The sequence below is a fragment of the Mucilaginibacter sp. Mucisp86 genome, assembly GCF_047324315.1.
Lineage (GTDB): Bacteria > Bacteroidota > Bacteroidia > Sphingobacteriales > Sphingobacteriaceae > Mucilaginibacter.
The window spans coordinates 2,081,216-2,097,263 of sequence record NZ_CP168503.1 but is presented as its reverse complement, the minus strand read 5'-3'; the positions used below and the strand labels follow the sequence as shown (position 1 = coordinate 2,097,263).

At 43.6% G+C, this 16,048-nt stretch carries 14 protein-coding genes; 8 read left to right on the top strand and 6 right to left on the bottom strand.

The window, feature by feature from the left end:
• Positions 1 to 6: 6 nt before the first annotated feature.
• Together ACEN9X_RS08750 and ACEN9X_RS08745 are read right to left on the bottom strand one after the other, a co-directional pair.
• Positions 7 to 1,605: a S8 family peptidase gene (locus ACEN9X_RS08750; RefSeq protein WP_413670003.1), complete on the bottom strand. Its 1,599-nt coding sequence runs from the start codon at positions 1,603 to 1,605 to the stop codon at positions 7 to 9.
• A gap of 97 nt (positions 1,606 to 1,702) precedes the next feature.
• Entirely contained in the window at positions 1,703 to 3,448 is a 1,746-nt protein-coding gene (locus ACEN9X_RS08745; RefSeq protein WP_413670002.1) for a c-type cytochrome, read from the bottom strand.
• Between the two features lie 201 nt (positions 3,449 to 3,649).
• Between ACEN9X_RS08745 and ACEN9X_RS08740 the strand changes: the two genes are divergently transcribed.
• The gene (locus ACEN9X_RS08740; protein ID WP_413670001.1) at positions 3,650 to 4,966 is read left to right on the top strand and encodes an amino acid permease; all 1,317 of its coding nucleotides are present in this window, start codon (positions 3,650 to 3,652) and stop codon (positions 4,964 to 4,966) included.
• Positions 4,967 to 4,971: 5 nt separating this feature from the next.
• On the opposite strand, the gene acs is transcribed toward ACEN9X_RS08740, so the two are convergent.
• Positions 4,972 to 6,873 carry an acetate--CoA ligase gene (gene acs / locus ACEN9X_RS08735; protein ID WP_413670000.1) on the bottom strand — a complete coding sequence of 634 codons (1,902 nt, stop codon included), beginning with the start codon at positions 6,871 to 6,873 and terminating at the stop codon, positions 4,972 to 4,974.
• 527 nt (positions 6,874 to 7,400) lie between these two features.
• Between acs and rpmB the strand changes: the two genes are divergently transcribed.
• The 7 genes from rpmB to bshC all read left to right on the top strand — a co-directional run bounded on the left by rpmB (position 7,401) and on the right by bshC (position 12,851).
• Complete coding sequence (rpmB, locus tag ACEN9X_RS08730; RefSeq protein WP_022830076.1) at positions 7,401 to 7,634, top strand: 50S ribosomal protein L28; 234 nt, start codon at positions 7,401 to 7,403, stop codon at positions 7,632 to 7,634.
• 82 nt (positions 7,635 to 7,716) lie between these two features.
• On the top strand, positions 7,717 to 7,899 hold the full coding sequence (rpmG, locus tag ACEN9X_RS08725; RefSeq protein ID WP_022830075.1) for a 50S ribosomal protein L33: 183 nt from the start codon (positions 7,717 to 7,719) through the stop codon (positions 7,897 to 7,899).
• Between the two features lie 95 nt (positions 7,900 to 7,994).
• Positions 7,995 to 8,159, top strand: coding sequence for a DUF4295 domain-containing protein (locus ACEN9X_RS08720; RefSeq protein WP_022830074.1), 165 nt, complete (start codon positions 7,995 to 7,997; stop codon positions 8,157 to 8,159).
• A gap of 180 nt (positions 8,160 to 8,339) precedes the next feature.
• Positions 8,340 to 9,305 (top strand): signal recognition particle-docking protein FtsY, encoded by a 966-nt coding sequence (ftsY, locus tag ACEN9X_RS08715; RefSeq protein ID WP_413669999.1) that lies wholly within the window; start codon positions 8,340 to 8,342, stop codon positions 9,303 to 9,305.
• Between the two features lie 33 nt (positions 9,306 to 9,338).
• Positions 9,339 to 9,716, top strand: coding sequence for a GxxExxY protein (locus ACEN9X_RS08710; protein ID WP_413669998.1), 378 nt, complete (start codon positions 9,339 to 9,341; stop codon positions 9,714 to 9,716).
• Positions 9,717 to 9,763: 47 nt separating this feature from the next.
• Complete coding sequence (rimO, locus tag ACEN9X_RS08705; RefSeq protein WP_413669997.1) at positions 9,764 to 11,101, top strand: 30S ribosomal protein S12 methylthiotransferase RimO; 1,338 nt, start codon at positions 9,764 to 9,766, stop codon at positions 11,099 to 11,101.
• Between the two features lie 133 nt (positions 11,102 to 11,234).
• On the top strand, positions 11,235 to 12,851 hold the full coding sequence (gene bshC / locus ACEN9X_RS08700; RefSeq protein WP_413669996.1) for a bacillithiol biosynthesis cysteine-adding enzyme BshC: 1,617 nt from the start codon (positions 11,235 to 11,237) through the stop codon (positions 12,849 to 12,851).
• A gap of 433 nt (positions 12,852 to 13,284) precedes the next feature.
• On the opposite strand, the gene ACEN9X_RS08695 is transcribed toward bshC, so the two are convergent.
• The 3 genes from ACEN9X_RS08695 to ACEN9X_RS08685 form a co-directional block, all read right to left on the bottom strand.
• Positions 13,285 to 13,602 carry a 2Fe-2S iron-sulfur cluster-binding protein gene (locus tag ACEN9X_RS08695; protein ID WP_413669995.1) on the bottom strand — a complete coding sequence of 106 codons (318 nt, stop codon included), beginning with the start codon at positions 13,600 to 13,602 and terminating at the stop codon, positions 13,285 to 13,287.
• Positions 13,603 to 13,604: 2 nt separating this feature from the next.
• Entirely contained in the window at positions 13,605 to 14,615 is a 1,011-nt protein-coding gene (locus tag ACEN9X_RS08690) for an NAD(P)/FAD-dependent oxidoreductase (RefSeq protein ID WP_413669994.1), read from the bottom strand.
• A gap of 77 nt (positions 14,616 to 14,692) precedes the next feature.
• Positions 14,693 to 15,592, bottom strand: a complete 900-nt coding sequence (locus tag ACEN9X_RS08685) for a LysR substrate-binding domain-containing protein (protein WP_413669993.1) — start codon at positions 15,590 to 15,592, stop codon at positions 14,693 to 14,695.
• Positions 15,593 to 16,048: the final 456 nt, after the last annotated feature.

The window sequence follows — 16,048 nt, the reverse complement described above, 5'->3', positions numbered from 1 at the left end:
TTGATCTTAATAAGTGGCAGCCAGCTGAAGCGCGTTATAAGCATTAACCACACCGCCGGTTACACAAAGATCGCTAAATGGAACTTCTTTTTTAGTCTCACCGTCTTTGATTTCTACATTATGTGATATTTTCACTACCGATTTCATAATGATCTCTTTAACCTGCACAGCTGTCAGTTTAGGATAATATGAACGGATCAGCGCTGCCAGGCCGGTTACCACCGGTGCCGCCATACTGGTGCCATCGTGCTCGCCATAGGTTGATTTTGGTGTGGTTGAATTGATAGCCACGCCCGGTGCAAATACATCAACACTGGTTTTACCATAGTTGGAGAAAGATGCTTTCAGTGTTTCATCGTCTTTAGGGCCAGATGCGCCTACCTCAATCCATGCACCTGCCACACCGCTTTTATCTTCGTAAGTCCTGTTAGGCACGTTCAGCTCAACTTCGGTATTGTTGTTGTCATTACCGGCAGCATGCACCAGCAACACATCCTTACTTAATGCAAATTTTACAGCTTCATCAACCGCTTTTTTGTTGTATGAATAGCTTTTGCCAAAGCTCATGTTGATTACCTTAGCTCCGTTTGCAGCAGCATAGCGAATGGCATTGGCTACATCTTTATCACGTTCGTCGCCGGTGGGTACTGTGCGCACCGACATAATAGCTACGTCATTGGCCACGCCCATAATACCCAAATTGTTATCCCTTACCGCACCTATGATCCCGGCAACGTGCGTACCATGATCCGCATCCGGGCCGGTTACGTCATTATTGCCGTAAAAATGTTCGTTGACATTGTTGTAGTTATCGCCAACGGTATCCCTTGAATTAAAATTAAGGTTAAGATGATAATCCAACTGCTCTTTGAAATGGGTTAAGCCGCCATTTACTTCTTTCTCCCTGAAATCAGCCATATTCTTAAACTCGGGCAGGGCACTTTCCAGTACTCGCTTAACATAAGCTTCGCCGTTGTCTTTGGGCTCAAATTTTTTGATGTCCTCAAGGCTTGGATTTTGGCTCCCCAATTTTGCAAGCACGCCATCAAGCAGGGTGTTGAATTTATTGATGACGGTATATGTTTGCTGGGCTTTGGCAACTTGCTTGTCCATATCGGCTTTCATAGCGCCATATGCTTTAAAATCTGTAAGGTCCTTACCAGTAAGTTTGGTGCTGTCTGTTTTGGCGAAACGAGCATTGTTAATACGTACGAGACGTGTAAGTTCAAGGTTATCATAATGAACATCACCTTTAGCCGAGCCTATAAAATTCCATCCATGAACATCATCGGCATAACCGTTTTTGTCATCGTCCTTTTTATTTCCGGCGATTTCTTTCGGGTTGTTCCAGATCACCTTTTTAAGGTCCTCATGATCAACATCAACGCCACCGTCAATTACAGCTACCAGCACGGTAACGTGTTTTTTGTCTTTTAGCAGTTCGTTATATGCTTTTTCGGTACTGATGCCGAACACGGAATCGGTTTTAAGATCGAGATTTTGCCAGTTAGGTTTAGTTTTTGGCGCTTCCTGCGCATAAGCGAACACAGGTAAGCAAAGCCCGGCTACCAGCACAAGCTTTTTAAGCGGAAAATTGTTAATCATCAATACTTTCAGTAATAGTTATATATGGTACAAAAACTCTAAAGTAAGTTTTTAATTGTTGCAAAAATGTGCGGGGTTGGTGATTTTTCTGGAGATGTTATTTCTCCGCCCTTATCTTTTTAACTTCAGCCGCCGTAACCAGGCTGCTGTTATTGCCGAAATTATTGCGGATGTAAGTCAGCACTGCCGCAATATCGGCATCATTTAAAAAGTTATGCTTGGGCATGGCGCTGTTGTAAGGCCTGTTTTTTACCTTGATTGGCCCATCAAGACCGTTAAGCAGTACCCTTATGGCCAGTTCTTTTTCCATATACTTGCCACCGGTAACCCATTCCGAGCCGCTGAGCGGAGGGATCATATTACCATCGCCACGGCCATTTTTTTGATGGCAATTGGTGCAGTAAGTATTATAAATTTTAGCGCCGCCTTTTAGCATGCCGGTTTGGAGGTCGCTCTTTAGAACATCGGGCAGCCGGAAGGCAGGGAGTTTTTTGCGCAATTCCATTTTGGCAAGATCGGCCTTGCCGAACCCTGCTTTATTCCCGGTGTAGGAGATTTTCCAGATCTTTCCTTCTTCTGTTTCGCTGATGTACAATGAACCATCGGGCCCCATAGCCAGCCCCATAGGCCGGTAAACAGCATCGCTTACACTTACTACCGTGCTTTTACCAGTAAAGCCGTCGGCAAAGATTTCCCACTGGCCAGCTGGCTTTCCGTTCTTAAACGGCACAAAGCACACAAAAAAACCAGCCTGTGGATAGGGCGACCTATTGGTTGAACCGTGAAAGGCAATAAAAGCTCCGTTTTTATATCTTGCCGGAAACTGATCGCCAGTGTAAAAGAACAGATCATTAGGAGCCCAGTGAGCCGGGAAAGCCATAATTGGTTGAGCATATTTAGCGCCGTTTCCTGCTTTTATGCCATTACCGCCGTATTCGGGGTTCAATAGTTTTTTCTTCTTAATAGGGTCATAATAGTAGTAAGGCCAGCCTGCATCTGTGCCTTTTTTTACTTTAATGAACTCTTCGGCAGGCAGTACTGCACTTTGCCAGGCGCTGAATATTTTAGGGAACTGCAGGCGCAGGTCGTCGCGGCCGTGGGCCACCACATACAGGCAATTATCGGCCGTGTTCCACTCCATAGCAACAACACTGCGCATGCCGGTAGCATAACGGATGCCATCGGCCTGTACCTGGTTGGGTTTAGCCTCGTCAAACTGCCAGATGCCGCCGTATTCCTTTAACAATGGACAACCCTTGATCCCCTTTGAACCGGGGACCCTGTTTTGTTCCTGGCAGGCGTTTGAGGGGGCGCCGAAAGCCACATACATATGCCCTGCATTGTCAAAAGCCAAAGGCTTGGCATCATGTTCATGAGGAGCGGTAGCATCATGCAAAATCAATTCGAGCGGACCATCGGGCACAAGCGATTTAGGATTTAGTTTGGTACGATAAACGTTTGCCTCGGAGCTAAAATACAGGTAGCCTTTATGCACTCTCATCCCCGTGCCATAAGGGCCTTTATCCTCATAATTGGCAAATTTTTTGATGATATCAGCCCGGCCATCGCCATTGGTGTCGCGTAGGGCAACATTGCCGCCTATCGAATCAGGGAAGCGGAGTTTTACATACACATCCCCATTGGTGTTCACTGCAATATGTCTTGCCCTGCCTTGCAGGCTATCAACCACTACTACAGCTTTAAATTTGCCGGGCAGGAACAAGCCGCCATTAGTAGTGTCCTTAACCGGCGGCATGATTCTTTTACCTGCGTTTTTAAAACTGATAATAAACAGCGCGCATAGTACCAGCATCACGCCGGTCACAGTTTTTTTGTTTTTCATTTTTGAGGCGAACAAGGTATGCAAATGCAGAACCGCTTTTTAAAAAGCAATAACCTGCTATAAAAGCAATTTTGCAGGTAAATGTTTAGATAATATCTTATTTTTTATCGAAAAGTTAGCTATAGTACATAAAATTGAAGTGGAGGAGGCTTCGTTATATTTCTCCGGAAAAATCCTATCTTTTCAGCAAAACAAAAATCTATGCCCGAAATCATTCCCGAGAAAAACAAATTAGGCCTGTGGACCAGCACCTCGCTTGTGATTGGCAATATGATTGGTGCTGGTATTTTCCTGATGCCGGCGGCTATGGCTTCATTCGGGAGCATTGGTTTATTGGGATGGGTGTTTTCGGCAATAGGGTCATTCTTTTTAGCCCGGGTTTTCAGTAACCTGAGCAAATTGTTGCCTCATGCTACCGGCGGACCATACGCCTATACGCGCGATGGACTGGGCGATTTCATCGGTTTTTTAGTGGCCTGGGGATATTACCTCGCAGTAGCTTGTGCCAATGCGGCTATCACCATATCGTTTGTAAGTGCTTTGAGCACTTTTTTTCCGGTGCTGGGCAGTAGCAGTATCATTGCTGTAATCACCGGTTTATGTTCGATATGGTTATTGGCTTATATCAATACGCTGGGCATTGTTGCAGGCGGTAAACTGCAACTGGTTACTACTATTTTAAAAGTGTTACCATTGTTACTTGTGGCTGTAGGTGGCCTGTTTTTTATTAAGATGGCCAATTTTACACCTTTTAACGCAAGCGGTAGTAGTATAGTAAGCGCTTTACAGGCGACAGCCACCATGACTATGTTTGCCTTTATTGGCATTGAAAGCGCTACCGTGCCAGCGGGCAGTGTGGCTAACCCCGAAAAAACGGTAGCCAGGGCAACTATGCTGGGGCTGCTTATTACTACGTTTGTTTATATACTGGGCAGTGTAAGTGTTATCGGTATTATCCCGGCGGCGCAATTGCAAAAATCACTTACGCCTTATGCTGATACGGCGGTGATCATCTACGGCGACAGTGCCCGTTACTGGGTAAGTGCGGGTATTGCTATCGCAGCTTTCGGTTCGCTTAATGGATGGACGTTGCTACAGGGGCAGGTACCTTACGCTATTTCAAAAGACAAACTTTTCCCGCCCATATTCAGCCGCACCAATAAAAAAGGTGTGCCTTATATGGGTATCATCATCAGCAGTGTAATGGTATCACTATTCATGACCATGAATTATACCAAAGGTTTGGTGGCTCAGTTTAAATTCCTGCTGCTGCTCTCGTTGTTGAGTGTCTTGATCCCTTATTTGTTATCCGCGGCGGCTTATCTCGTTATCCGGGTGCGGAAAACGCCACAGGCAGGCGGCTGGGCCGGAGCTGTGGCGTTGGCTGTAATGGCTTTTGGCTACGCGCTTTGGGCCATTGCGGGAGCTGGGCAAGAAGCAGTATATTATGGCTTCTTACTGCTTCTTGCCGGCATCCCGTTTTATGTTTGGGCCGCATTCAGAAAGAACGCGAATTAGTTTTATTATAATGCTCCTGCTTTAATCTCGTCCACAACTGATGGATCGAGCAAAGTGCTGGTGTCTCCCAGGTTTGAAGTATCGCCTTCAGCTATCTTGCGCAAAATACGGCGCATGATCTTGCCCGAACGTGTTTTTGGCAAACCTGTTACAAACTGGATTTTATCCGGTTTGGCAATCGGGCCTATAATACGTGATACTGTCATGATGATATCCTTGCGGGTGATCTCTTCATCGCCATGTTTATCCGGACTAACCACATAGGCGTAAACACCCTGCCCTTTAATATCATGCGGATAACCAACCACTGCCGATTCAACAACACTGCTGTGCATGTTGATGGCGTTCTCCACTTCGGCAGTGCCGATACGGTGGCCGGATACGTTTAATACATCATCTACCCTGCCGGTAATGCGGTAATAACCATCCTCATCGCGCAGGCAACCGTCGCCGGTAAAATACATATTTTCGTAAGTGGCAAAATAAGTGGTGCGGCAGCGCTCATGATCGCCATAAGTGGTGCGCAGCATACCCGGCCACGGGAATTTGATACAAAGGTTGCCGCTTACGCCGTTGCCTTCAATTACTTTGCCGTTTTCATCAACCAAAACAGGCTGTACGCCTGGCAGGGGTAAGGTAGCATAACCAGGTTTTGTTGGGGTAATGCCTGCAATTGGCGAGATCATGATACCGCCGTTTTCGGTTTGCCACCAGGTATCAACAATTGGGCAGCGGTTTTTACCGATGTTATCGTCAAACCAATGCCATGCCTCTTCATTGATAGGTTCGCCTACCGAGCCTAATTTTTTAAGCGAGCTCAGATCCTTGTTATTCACATTATCCAACCCGAAGCTCATTAACGAGCGGATGGCGGTTGGCGCAGTATATAATATGTTTACTTTAAACTTATCAACAATCTCCCAAAAACGACCGCAATCAGGGTAGGTTGGGATACCTTCAAACATCAATGTAGTAGCTCCTTGAGAAAGCGGGCCATATACTATATAGGAGTGGCCGGTGATCCAGCCGATATCAGCAGTACAAAAATAAACCTCGCCCTGGTTGTACTGGAATACGTTGGCAAAGGTATAGCCGGCATAAACCATGTAACCACCACAGGTATGCACTACGCCTTTAGGTTTACCGGTTGAGCCCGATGTGTACAGGATAAACAGCATATCCTCGGCATCCATAACCTCGGCAGGACAGCTTGGGTTACCTTGCGTTTCCACTTTTTTGATCTCGTCTTCCCACCAAACATCGCGGCCTTTGATCATGGATACCGGCGTACGGCTGCGGGTAAGTACAATTACTTTTTTAACCGAACGGCATTGAACCAAAGCATCATCAATTACAGTTTTAAGCGGTACTTCTTTATTACCACGTTTACCGCCGTCGCAGGTGATCACGATATTACATTCAGCGTCGTTGATCCTGTCGGCAATTGATTGCGCCGAAAAACCACCAAACACTACCGAGTGAATAGCACCGATACGGGCGCAGGCCAAAACAGCAATGGCCAGCTCAGGAATCATCGGCATATAGATACAAACGCGATCTCCTTTTTTAGCACCATTGTTTTTTAGCACATTGGCAAACTGGCAAACTTTATCGTGAAGCTGACGGTACGTTAATATACGGTGGTCTTCTTCCGGGTCGTTTGGTTCCCAAATGATAGCTGGTTTATCGCCAAGAGTTTCCAGATGGCGGTCGAGGCAATTCTCGGTAATATTGAGTTGTGCGCCCTGAAACCATTTAATCTTTGGTTCTTTAAAGTTCCAGTCGAGTATGGTGTCCCACTTTTTTTTCCATAAAAAATTATCGGCAATGCCGGCCCAGAATTGTTCGGGCTGCTCAACGCTTTGCTGGTAAACTTTTTTGTACTCTTCAAACGATGTAATTTTCATTGGTTGTTTGGTGTTTGGTTGATGGAGCTGTTATGTGCTTAAATTGTTTGTTTATGTATAGCTTATAACGCTTTCATACGGGTTTAAATGGTGGGCGTAATTTAATAATTTATGTGCGATGTGTAAACTAAAATCGCTACTTTTTAAATTTTTTTAAGAAGTAGCGATTGGACGAATAACGGCTCTATATTTTGGTATTGTTATTGGGTTGATGCGGTGGCAGCGTTAGGGATAGAAGTGGAAAACCCATAGCGTGCGATGGCTATTGTCTGAACTCGAATTAAACGAATTAAAGAATTTATGGAATTTGTTTAGCATTCTGTCAATTCACGAAATTCCATAAATTCGAGTTCAGACAATAGCAAATACAAGAAAAAATAACCTGTTATTAACTAATTAGATAGGTGTCTGGCATCGTCGAAAATCTTTTTTGAAAATTTTTTAAATCACTGTTGAATATTTGATTTAAAAGTCTGATATTTGCAAACTCTTTTTGGATAAAGGGTTGATAATTAAAAATATTTGTCATGTCAAGAATTTGTGATCTAACAGGAAAAGGATCTATCGTAGGTAACAACGTTTCAAACTCAAACGTTAAAACAAAACGCAGGTTTCATCCTAACTTGAAACTTAAAAAGTTTTATATTCCTGAAGAAGATAAATGGATTACCTTAAAGGTATCTACTTCTGCTGTGAAAACTATCAGCAAAAACGGTATTACCGCCTGCATTAATAAATTTGTTAAAAAAGGCTACATTTAGTAGTTGGCCTGCAAGTTTAGCAGTATAATAAAATTGAAAAATTACGTAAGCCGTGAGGTGACACGTACAACATAAAAATAAAATGGCAAAAAAAGGCAACAGGGTTCAGGTGATTTTAGAGTGCACCGAACACAAAACAAGCGGTATGCCAGGCATGTCTCGCTATATCACCACTAAGAACAAGAAAAATACTACCGAAAGATTAGAGTTGAAAAAATTCAACCCGGTTTTACGTAAGGTAACTGTTCACAAAGAGATAAAATAATTGGTTGATGAAGTTGATTGGTTGATTAGGTTAACATGCTAACAACAATTAACTTGCTAATTAAATCATTCACTAATTCAAAAAATTAACAAGAAATGGCAAAGAAAGTAGTTGCAACCCTGAAAGTAGCAGGTAAAGGCAAAGAATATTCAAAAGTGATCACCATGAATAAATCACCTAAAACTGGTGCTTATTCATTCAAAACCCAAATTGTCCCTAACGATTTAGTTAAGGATGCAATTGCTGGTAAAACTATATAATCACTCTTTGATTAAAATATTGAAGCCGTCTTGTTTTTACGAGAGGGCTTTTTTTGTTTGATGTGCAGATTTTAAATGTGCAGATATGCAGATGAAAAAAATCAATCTGCACATCTGAAATCCGCATATTTGCATATTGATAATCTGCACATCTGTAATCTAAAATCCGCACATCGTAATATGGGATTATTTGATTTTTTTAAGAAAAAGGAAAATACGCAGCAGGACCAGCAGGCGCTTGACACCGGTTTGGAAAAAACCAAGGATAACTTTTTTTCAAAGATCACTAAAGCCATCGCCGGTAAATCAACCGTTGATGATGATGTGCTTGATGATTTGGAAGAAGTATTGGTTACCTCCGATGTTGGTGTAAGTACCACCCTCAAGATCATCGACAGGATCCAGGCCCGCGTTGCCCGCGACAAATACGTAAGCACCAATGAGCTGAACTCCCTGTTGAAAGATGAGATTCAGCAGTTGCTTGCCGAAAACAACAGCAACGATTTTCGTAATTTTGAATATGGCGATCATAAGCCATATGTAATCATGGTTGTTGGTGTTAATGGTGTGGGTAAAACCACTACCATAGGCAAGCTGGCTCACAAATTAAAACAGGCCGGCAACCAGGTAGTTTTAGGTGCTGCCGATACCTTCCGTGCTGCCGCAGTCGATCAGATCAAGCTTTGGGGTGAGCGTGTTGGCGTAAAAGTTGTTGCCCAGGCCATGGGATCAGATCCGGCTTCGGTTGCTTACGATACGCTGCGCTCGGCAGTGGCCAACGGCGATGATGTAGCTATTATAGATACTGCCGGCCGTTTGCATAATAAAGTTGGTTTGATGAACGAGTTAACCAAAATCAAGAACGTGATGCAAAAGGTGATTCCCGGAGCTCCGCACGAGATTTTGCTGGTGCTGGATGCCTCAACCGGGCAAAACGCCATTGAGCAATGCAAGCAATTTACCGAGGCCACTAACGTAAACGCCCTGGCGCTTACCAAGCTTGACGGTACGGCAAAAGGGGGCGTGGTGATTGGTATATCAGATCAGTTCAAGATCCCGGTGAAATATATAGGTGTAGGCGAAGGCATGGATCATCTGCAGTTATTTGACAGGCAGGCATTTGTGGATAGTTTATTTAAAGTTTGATTTCAGTGATTTTTTTGATTTCACCGATTACTTATGGCAAATTATGAAAACGATTCGTTAACAGAAAAGATAATAGGCTGTTGCTTTGAAGTTCATAAACATTTGGGACCGGGGTTTATTGAGAAAGTGTATTCAAAAGCTTTACAACATCAGTTACAATTGGAAGGTTTAGCCTTCGAAACAGAAAAGAAATTCGAATTATATTTTAAGGAAAAGTGTGTTGGGGAATTTAGATGTGATTTTTTTATCGAAGGCAAAGTTATTGTTGAAATAAAAGCGGTAATAGGTCCTTTTTTACCAGTAATTTTCCAAAAACAGCTCCTATCATATTTAAAGGCAAGTAAAATTAAAACAGGCTTATTGATTAATTTCAGTAACGTAAGTTGTTCAATTAAAAGGATGTCTGTGTAAACGAGATCAGTGAAATCAAAAAAATCACTGAAATCAAAAAATATATAATGAAGACAAAAGAAATTTCCCGTCCATCTGTTAAACAGGCCAAACCCCGTGTAAACGTGGTTACGTTAGGCTGTTCAAAAAATATTTACGATTCGGAAATATTGATGGGCCAGTTGAAGGGCAACCAGTTTGATGTGGTGCATGAGGCCGATAAGGTAGGCAAAAATGATATTATTGTAATTAATACCTGTGGCTTTATTGATAATGCCAAGCAGGAATCAATAGATACTATTCTGCAATACAGCGAGCTTAAGGAACAGGGCAAGGTAGGTAAGGTGATTGTTACCGGCTGCCTGAGCGAGCGCTACAAGCCCGAACTTGAAGCTGAGATCACCAACGTTGATGCCTATTTCGGTACCAACGATCTGCAAAACTTATTGGCTACCGTAGGGGCTAATTATAAGCATGAATTGATTGGTGAGCGTTTATTAACAACACCATCACATTTTGCTTATTTTAAAATAGCAGAAGGCTGTAACCGCCCCTGCTCGTTTTGCGCTATTCCGCTGATGCGTGGCAAGCACCTGAGTTCGCCGATTGAACAATTGGTTGAGGATGCAAAGAAGCTTGCTAAAAACGGTACAAAAGAATTGATCCTGATTGCACAGGATTTGACCTATTATGGTCTTGACCTGTACGGTAAACGTAACCTGGATGAATTACTTCGCCGTTTATCTGATGTGAATGGTATTGAATGGATCAGGTTGCAATACGCTTATCCTTCAGGTTTCCCGATGGAAATCCTGGATGTGATGAATGAGCGCGAAAACATCTGCAAGTACCTGGATATGCCATTGCAGCACATTACCGATCATATGCTGAAATCAATGCGCCGTGGTATCACCAAGCAAAAAACCATTGATATCGTTAATGAGATCCGCGACCGCGTTCCGGGCATTGCCATGCGTACTACGCTGATCACCGGTTACCCGGGCGAAACCCAGCAGGACTTTGAAGAGATGGCGCAATGGGTTGAAGATACCAAGTTTGACCGTCTGGGTTGTTTCACTTACTCGCACGAGGAAAAAACCCACGCCCATAGTTTGGTTGATGACGTACCTGAAGAAGTTAAACAAGAACGTGCTGATGCCATTATGGAAATTCAGCAGGGTATCTCTTTCGATAAAAACCAGGAAAAGATCGGCAATACCTATAAAGTGCTGATTGACAAAAAGGATGGCGGTTACTTTGTTGGCCGTACCGAATTTGATTCGCCTGAGGTTGATAACGAAGTTTTGATTGACGCAAGTATTGACTACGCTACCGTTGGCAGCTTTGTTAACGTGAAGATAGACAGCGCCGAGGACTTTGACCTTTATGGACAAATTGTAAAATAATAGTAATTTGCAGTCTGCTGTAAAGCGATTTGCGATTTATAATCTAATTTCGACATCAGCATTTAATTTTATTTGCTGATGTTTTGTTTTAGGGCAAATCTGAAACCGAGCATCCAAAACATGAATCAACGAAATGGACGCATCCTGTATAAGTTATAAAGACACCGGTTTTTTTTCAAACACAGTTGCCGAATACATCGACAATAAACCCGAACTACAACCTTTTTATGGTTACCGCCCTGATATGGCCGGTTTTGCCGAATTTTTGAAAAATAAAAAGGTTGTTGCAGATCGTGAAGTTTTGGTACGTGTTTTAACTAAGCAGTACGAATGTTTAGGTAAAGAGCCCGGTAAATTATGCACTTATTCAACCGCGCTCACAGCCCAAAACCTGGAGCTGTTAAAGCAGGATAATACTTATACCATTACAACCGGGCATCAGCTCAATATCTTTGCCGGGCCTTTATATTTCCTTTATAAAATTGCCACCGCCATAAAACTCGCGCAGCAATTAAAAGCCGCTCATCCCGATAAAAACTTTGTGCCTGTTTACTGGATGGCCAGCGAAGACCATGATTTTGCCGAGATCAATTACACCAACATTGGCGGTAAAAAAGTGCATTGGTGGTACGAGGCTTCGGGAGCTACCGGTCGTATAGACCCGGTGAGTATGCGTCAGGCACTTAACCAATACAAAGGCGTTTTAGGCATGGAAGGCCACGCGACCGATCTTGCCGAAATTGTTGAAACGGCCTACACCAAATTTGATAAGCTTGCCGATGCTACAAGGTACCTTGTTAATTCACTTTTCGGCCAATACGGCCTCGTTATTATTGATGCTGATGACCATGAATTTAAAAAAGAGTTCGCGCCAATTATTGAGCAGGATATCATCGGTCAGCATAGTTTTAAAAACATTAGTGAAACCAATCAAAAGCTGCATGAACTTGGTGTGCATATCCAGGTTAATCCGAGGGAAATCAATTTCTTTTACCTGAAAGATCAACTGCGCGAAAGGATAGTTTTTGAGAATGACAGCTACAACGTCCTTAATACTGAAATTAAGTTTACCGAAGCTGAACTTAAAAAGGAGATAGCCGAATACCCCGAGCGCTTTAGCCCTAACGTGGTGATGCGCCCATTGTACCAGGAATGTATTTTACCCAATATCGCCTACATCGGTGGCGGCGCAGAAGTGGTTTACTGGCTGGAATTGAAATCTAACTTTGATCATTATAAAATTGATTTCCCGATCCTGATTCTCCGCAACTCGGCATTGGTGATCAAAAAGGAGCAGGCTGCCAAAATATCCCGCATGGATTTAGATGCCTTGGCTTTATTTAAACAAAGCGATGCGCTGCAAACCTACTGGATCAAAAAGCACAGCGATCATAACCTGAGCATTGCTGAAGAATGGCGCGAGATGGAAAGCCTGTTCGAAAAAATAAAGCTGCGTGCCTACAAGATAGATCCTACGCTTTCTCCATCGGCTGCGGCTGTACAAGCCCGCCTCAAAAAGGCTATGGATAACCTGGAAAAGAAACTCATCCGTGCCGAAAAAAGAAACTATAGTGTGCGTTTAGAACAGCTGACCGCTGTTAAAGCCGAGCTGTTCCCGAAAGATAGCCTGCAGGAGCGTTCTGAAAACTTTGGCCTGATGTATGTGAAATGGGGACAAACTTTTATTGATGAACTGATTCGTCTGTTTGAGCCGCTTGATTTTAAGTTTACGGTGCTGACGGAGAAGTGAGAGACATCTCCATCACGTCATTATAAGGCACGAAGCAATCGCGAATTGTACAGGGAATTTGCAAGGGGATTGCTTCGTATCTTATAATGACGTGTTTGTAAGTTATTGATTATTAAGCATGTTTTTTGATCGGCTTTATGGATATGGGCGTTGCCTGCGGCCCGTGCTATCCGCTCATACTACACAAGGCATTAGCCACAAGGCCGGTATCCGCTACTATCGCTAACGCCGCCCCCGCACACCATCGCTGAAATATGTTTTATACGTCATTATGATTTTTTTCAGGTACCCTGATGGTTACTCGTAATGACGAGTACCAAGGCAACAAAACCCCGCTGCCGGAAAGAAAAATAGTAAGCCGGCAACAGGGCTCGCACACAAAACACAAGAATTTTTAATCCGACTTAAGACTTAGGGCTTAAAACTTCCGACTTTATTCCTCGCCCACCAGCTTAAACACCATTCCATCCATATCCTCAGTAATCCTGATTTGGCAGGCCAGACGACTTGCAGGTGGGGCATAGGGTAGGGTATCTAATACATCCAGTTCGGTATCTGTAGCGGTAAAATATGCTGCAGGGCCTTCTATTACTTGTACATGGCAAGTGGCACAAAGCGCCATGCCGCCGCAGGTGGCCAGGATGTCATATTCAGATGCCTTTAATACTTCCATCAGGCTCAGGTTTATGCCTTCCGGAATCTCGACTGGCCTGCTGCCGCCGTCGCGGTCAATTATGGTTAAATTTATCATGGCTAAAAAGCGCTTACACCGTAAACGGTGGTATATTTAAAACTTAGTTTTTGCTCAGGGTAAACATATTTGAAGGCACTCTGCGCCATCAACGCCCCCTCGTGAAAGCCGCACAATATCAGCTTAAGCTTGCCCGGGTAGATGTTGATATCCCCAATGGCATAGATTCGCTCGATATTGGTGCTGTAATCAGTTGTATTTACGGCGATGGCTGATCTGTCTATGTTTAAGCCCCAATCCGCAATAGGGCCAAGTTTAGGACTAAGGCCAAATAACGGAATGAGGTGATCTGCTTCAATATGGCTAACCTGCTGGTCGCGGTCGAGCAAGGTGATCTCGCGCAGGCGGTCATCACCGGTTAAGGCAACAACGTTTGATTTCAAGATCAGATCAATTTTACCTTCCCTGGCCAGTTCAAATACTTTTTCGGCACTGTCAGGCGCTCCGCGGAAAGTATCGCCACGGTGAACAAGTGTAACGCGTTCGGCTACATTGCTCAGGAAAACTGCCCAGTCTAACGCGGAGTCACCCCCGCCCGCCAATACCACTTTTTTATCGCGGAAATGCTCGGGGTTTTTCACCATATAGGCTACGCCTTTACCTTCAAAATCTGTAAGGCGGTCAATTTCAGGCTTGCGGGGCTCAAAGCAGCCAAGTCCGCCGGCAATTACTACCACCTGGCAATGCACAACGGTACCATCGTTGGTGATGATATTATAGGAACCATCTTCATTGCGCTGCAGGTTTTCAACCCGTTCGCCTAAACTGAAAGTTGGGTGAAACGGCGCTATTTGCAACATCAGGTTATCTACCAATTGCTGTGCAGTAACATCGGGATAGCCGGGGATATCATATATCGGTTTATGCGGGTAGATCTCAGAAAGCTGACCACCAACCTGCGGCAGTACGTCAATAAGATGGCAGCGCATTTTAAGCAGCCCGGCTTCAAAAACAGCAAATAAACCAACAGGCCCGGCGCCTATAATACAGATATCGGTAGTAATATGTTCCATGTGTGATTGCCTTATGTTCAGCAATCAAATTTGGCGTTAAACTCGTTGGTAATCAAATGATATAAAGTAATATAAGATTACTTTAAGTTATAATTGGCGAGGCAAAAACGTTTAAAAAGTTCAATCAGCTTGCTATGTTTTCCGTGCAGCTGGATAAATTGAAAAGTGCGGAAAATCTCCAAACCTTTAACATCAATAATGCTGAGCTCGTTATATTTTAATTCACTCACTACCGATTGTATGGAGAGGAAAGTGGCAGTTTCTGAGTATAAAAGGTATTGTTTGATGGCGATGCTGCTCTCCAGTTGAATCTCAATATTAAGATCTTTAGGGTTGATCTGCACCGCTGCCAAAGCATTGAAAATAACATCCAGCGTACCCGACCCGGCTTCCCTTAAAACCAGTGGAATGGAGGGTAATTGTTTGGGGGTGATCTCGGCCTTTTTGGATAACTTATTGTTAGCGCTGGTTACCAATACAATTTCATCCTTAATGAAATCAGTATAAGATAATTGCGGCGAATGGGCTGCACCTTCAACAATAGCGATGTCTATTTTTTCGGCAAGAACCAGCTGCGAGATCTGATCTGTATTGGCCTGGATAAAATTGAAGGTAACCTTAGGGTATGTTTTTTTGAACATAGCCAGCAGCTTGGGCAAAATGGTCTGTGCCACCGTAGTACTGGCCCCTATATGTAGTGTGCCGGCTTCTAAGTTGTTAAGCTGAGCCAGTTCGGTTTCAAGCTCGGTATAAGTTTGGAAGATCTTTTCGGCATATTTCTCTAGAATTTTACCGGCTGGGGTGAGGGCTATGTTATTGCCATTACGTTTAAACAACTGTATGCTAAGCTGCTGCTCCAGTTCTTTGATATGTTTGGTAACGGCGGGTTGGGTAATAAATAATTCGGATGCCGCTTTGGTAAAGCTCAAACGCTGTGCAACCGTATAAAAAACCTTCAGCCTGAAATCAAATATCATTGAGCCAATTTAGGAATAATGCTTAATATCTTAGCTAATAATAAAGCGTCATTGCGAGTAACCATTAAAGAACCAGAAAAAAAAATTGATGACGTTTAAACTATGTTTTAGGGATTTTGCGCGAGGGCCGCGTTAGGGATAGAAGCGTAAAGCCCACAGCGCGGGTTGGGTTTGCGGGCAGGAAAGGCGAGGACTTGCAGCGGATAGCCCGGCCGCAGGCAACGCCCATATTATAAAACAAATCAAAAAAGCACTTAATAATCAACAACTTACGGCAACGTCATTATAAGGTACGAAGACAACCGACCGTAGGGAGCTCATTAATACCTATAAAAATCAAATTATAATTATTAATAATCCCCCATTAGCAAAGCAGCCCATCATGCTACTCTGTAAAGTTCGCGATTGCTTCGTGCCTCCTATAACGAAGTGCAAAATGCGGCTTTTACGCTTCTT

What these genes read in the sequence shown, in the direction of transcription:
- ACEN9X_RS08685 (WP_413669993.1), bottom strand. Translation starts at nt 15,592, where the DNA reads ATGATATTTGATTTCAGGCTGAAGGTTTTTTATACGGTTGCACAGCGT.
- ACEN9X_RS08750 (WP_413670003.1), bottom strand. Translation starts at nt 1,605, where the DNA reads ATGATTAACAATTTTCCGCTTAAAAAGCTTGTGCTGGTAGCCGGGCTT.
- ACEN9X_RS08745 (WP_413670002.1), bottom strand. Translation starts at nt 3,448, where the DNA reads ATGAAAAACAAAAAAACTGTGACCGGCGTGATGCTGGTACTATGCGCG.
- ACEN9X_RS08720 (WP_022830074.1), top strand. Translation starts at nt 7,995, where the DNA reads ATGGCAAAGAAAGTAGTTGCAACCCTGAAAGTAGCAGGTAAAGGCAAA.
- acs (WP_413670000.1), bottom strand. Translation starts at nt 6,873, where the DNA reads ATGAAAATTACATCGTTTGAAGAGTACAAAAAAGTTTACCAGCAAAGC.
- ACEN9X_RS08740 (WP_413670001.1), top strand. Translation starts at nt 3,650, where the DNA reads ATGCCCGAAATCATTCCCGAGAAAAACAAATTAGGCCTGTGGACCAGC.
- rpmG (WP_022830075.1), top strand. Translation starts at nt 7,717, where the DNA reads ATGGCAAAAAAAGGCAACAGGGTTCAGGTGATTTTAGAGTGCACCGAA.
- ftsY (WP_413669999.1), top strand. Translation starts at nt 8,340, where the DNA reads ATGGGATTATTTGATTTTTTTAAGAAAAAGGAAAATACGCAGCAGGAC.
- rimO (WP_413669997.1), top strand. Translation starts at nt 9,764, where the DNA reads ATGAAGACAAAAGAAATTTCCCGTCCATCTGTTAAACAGGCCAAACCC.
- bshC (WP_413669996.1), top strand. Translation starts at nt 11,235, where the DNA reads ATGGACGCATCCTGTATAAGTTATAAAGACACCGGTTTTTTTTCAAAC.
- ACEN9X_RS08710 (WP_413669998.1), top strand. Translation starts at nt 9,339, where the DNA reads ATGGCAAATTATGAAAACGATTCGTTAACAGAAAAGATAATAGGCTGT.
- ACEN9X_RS08695 (WP_413669995.1), bottom strand. Translation starts at nt 13,602, where the DNA reads ATGATAAATTTAACCATAATTGACCGCGACGGCGGCAGCAGGCCAGTC.
- rpmB (WP_022830076.1), top strand. Translation starts at nt 7,401, where the DNA reads ATGTCAAGAATTTGTGATCTAACAGGAAAAGGATCTATCGTAGGTAAC.
- ACEN9X_RS08690 (WP_413669994.1), bottom strand. Translation starts at nt 14,615, where the DNA reads ATGGAACATATTACTACCGATATCTGTATTATAGGCGCCGGGCCTGTT.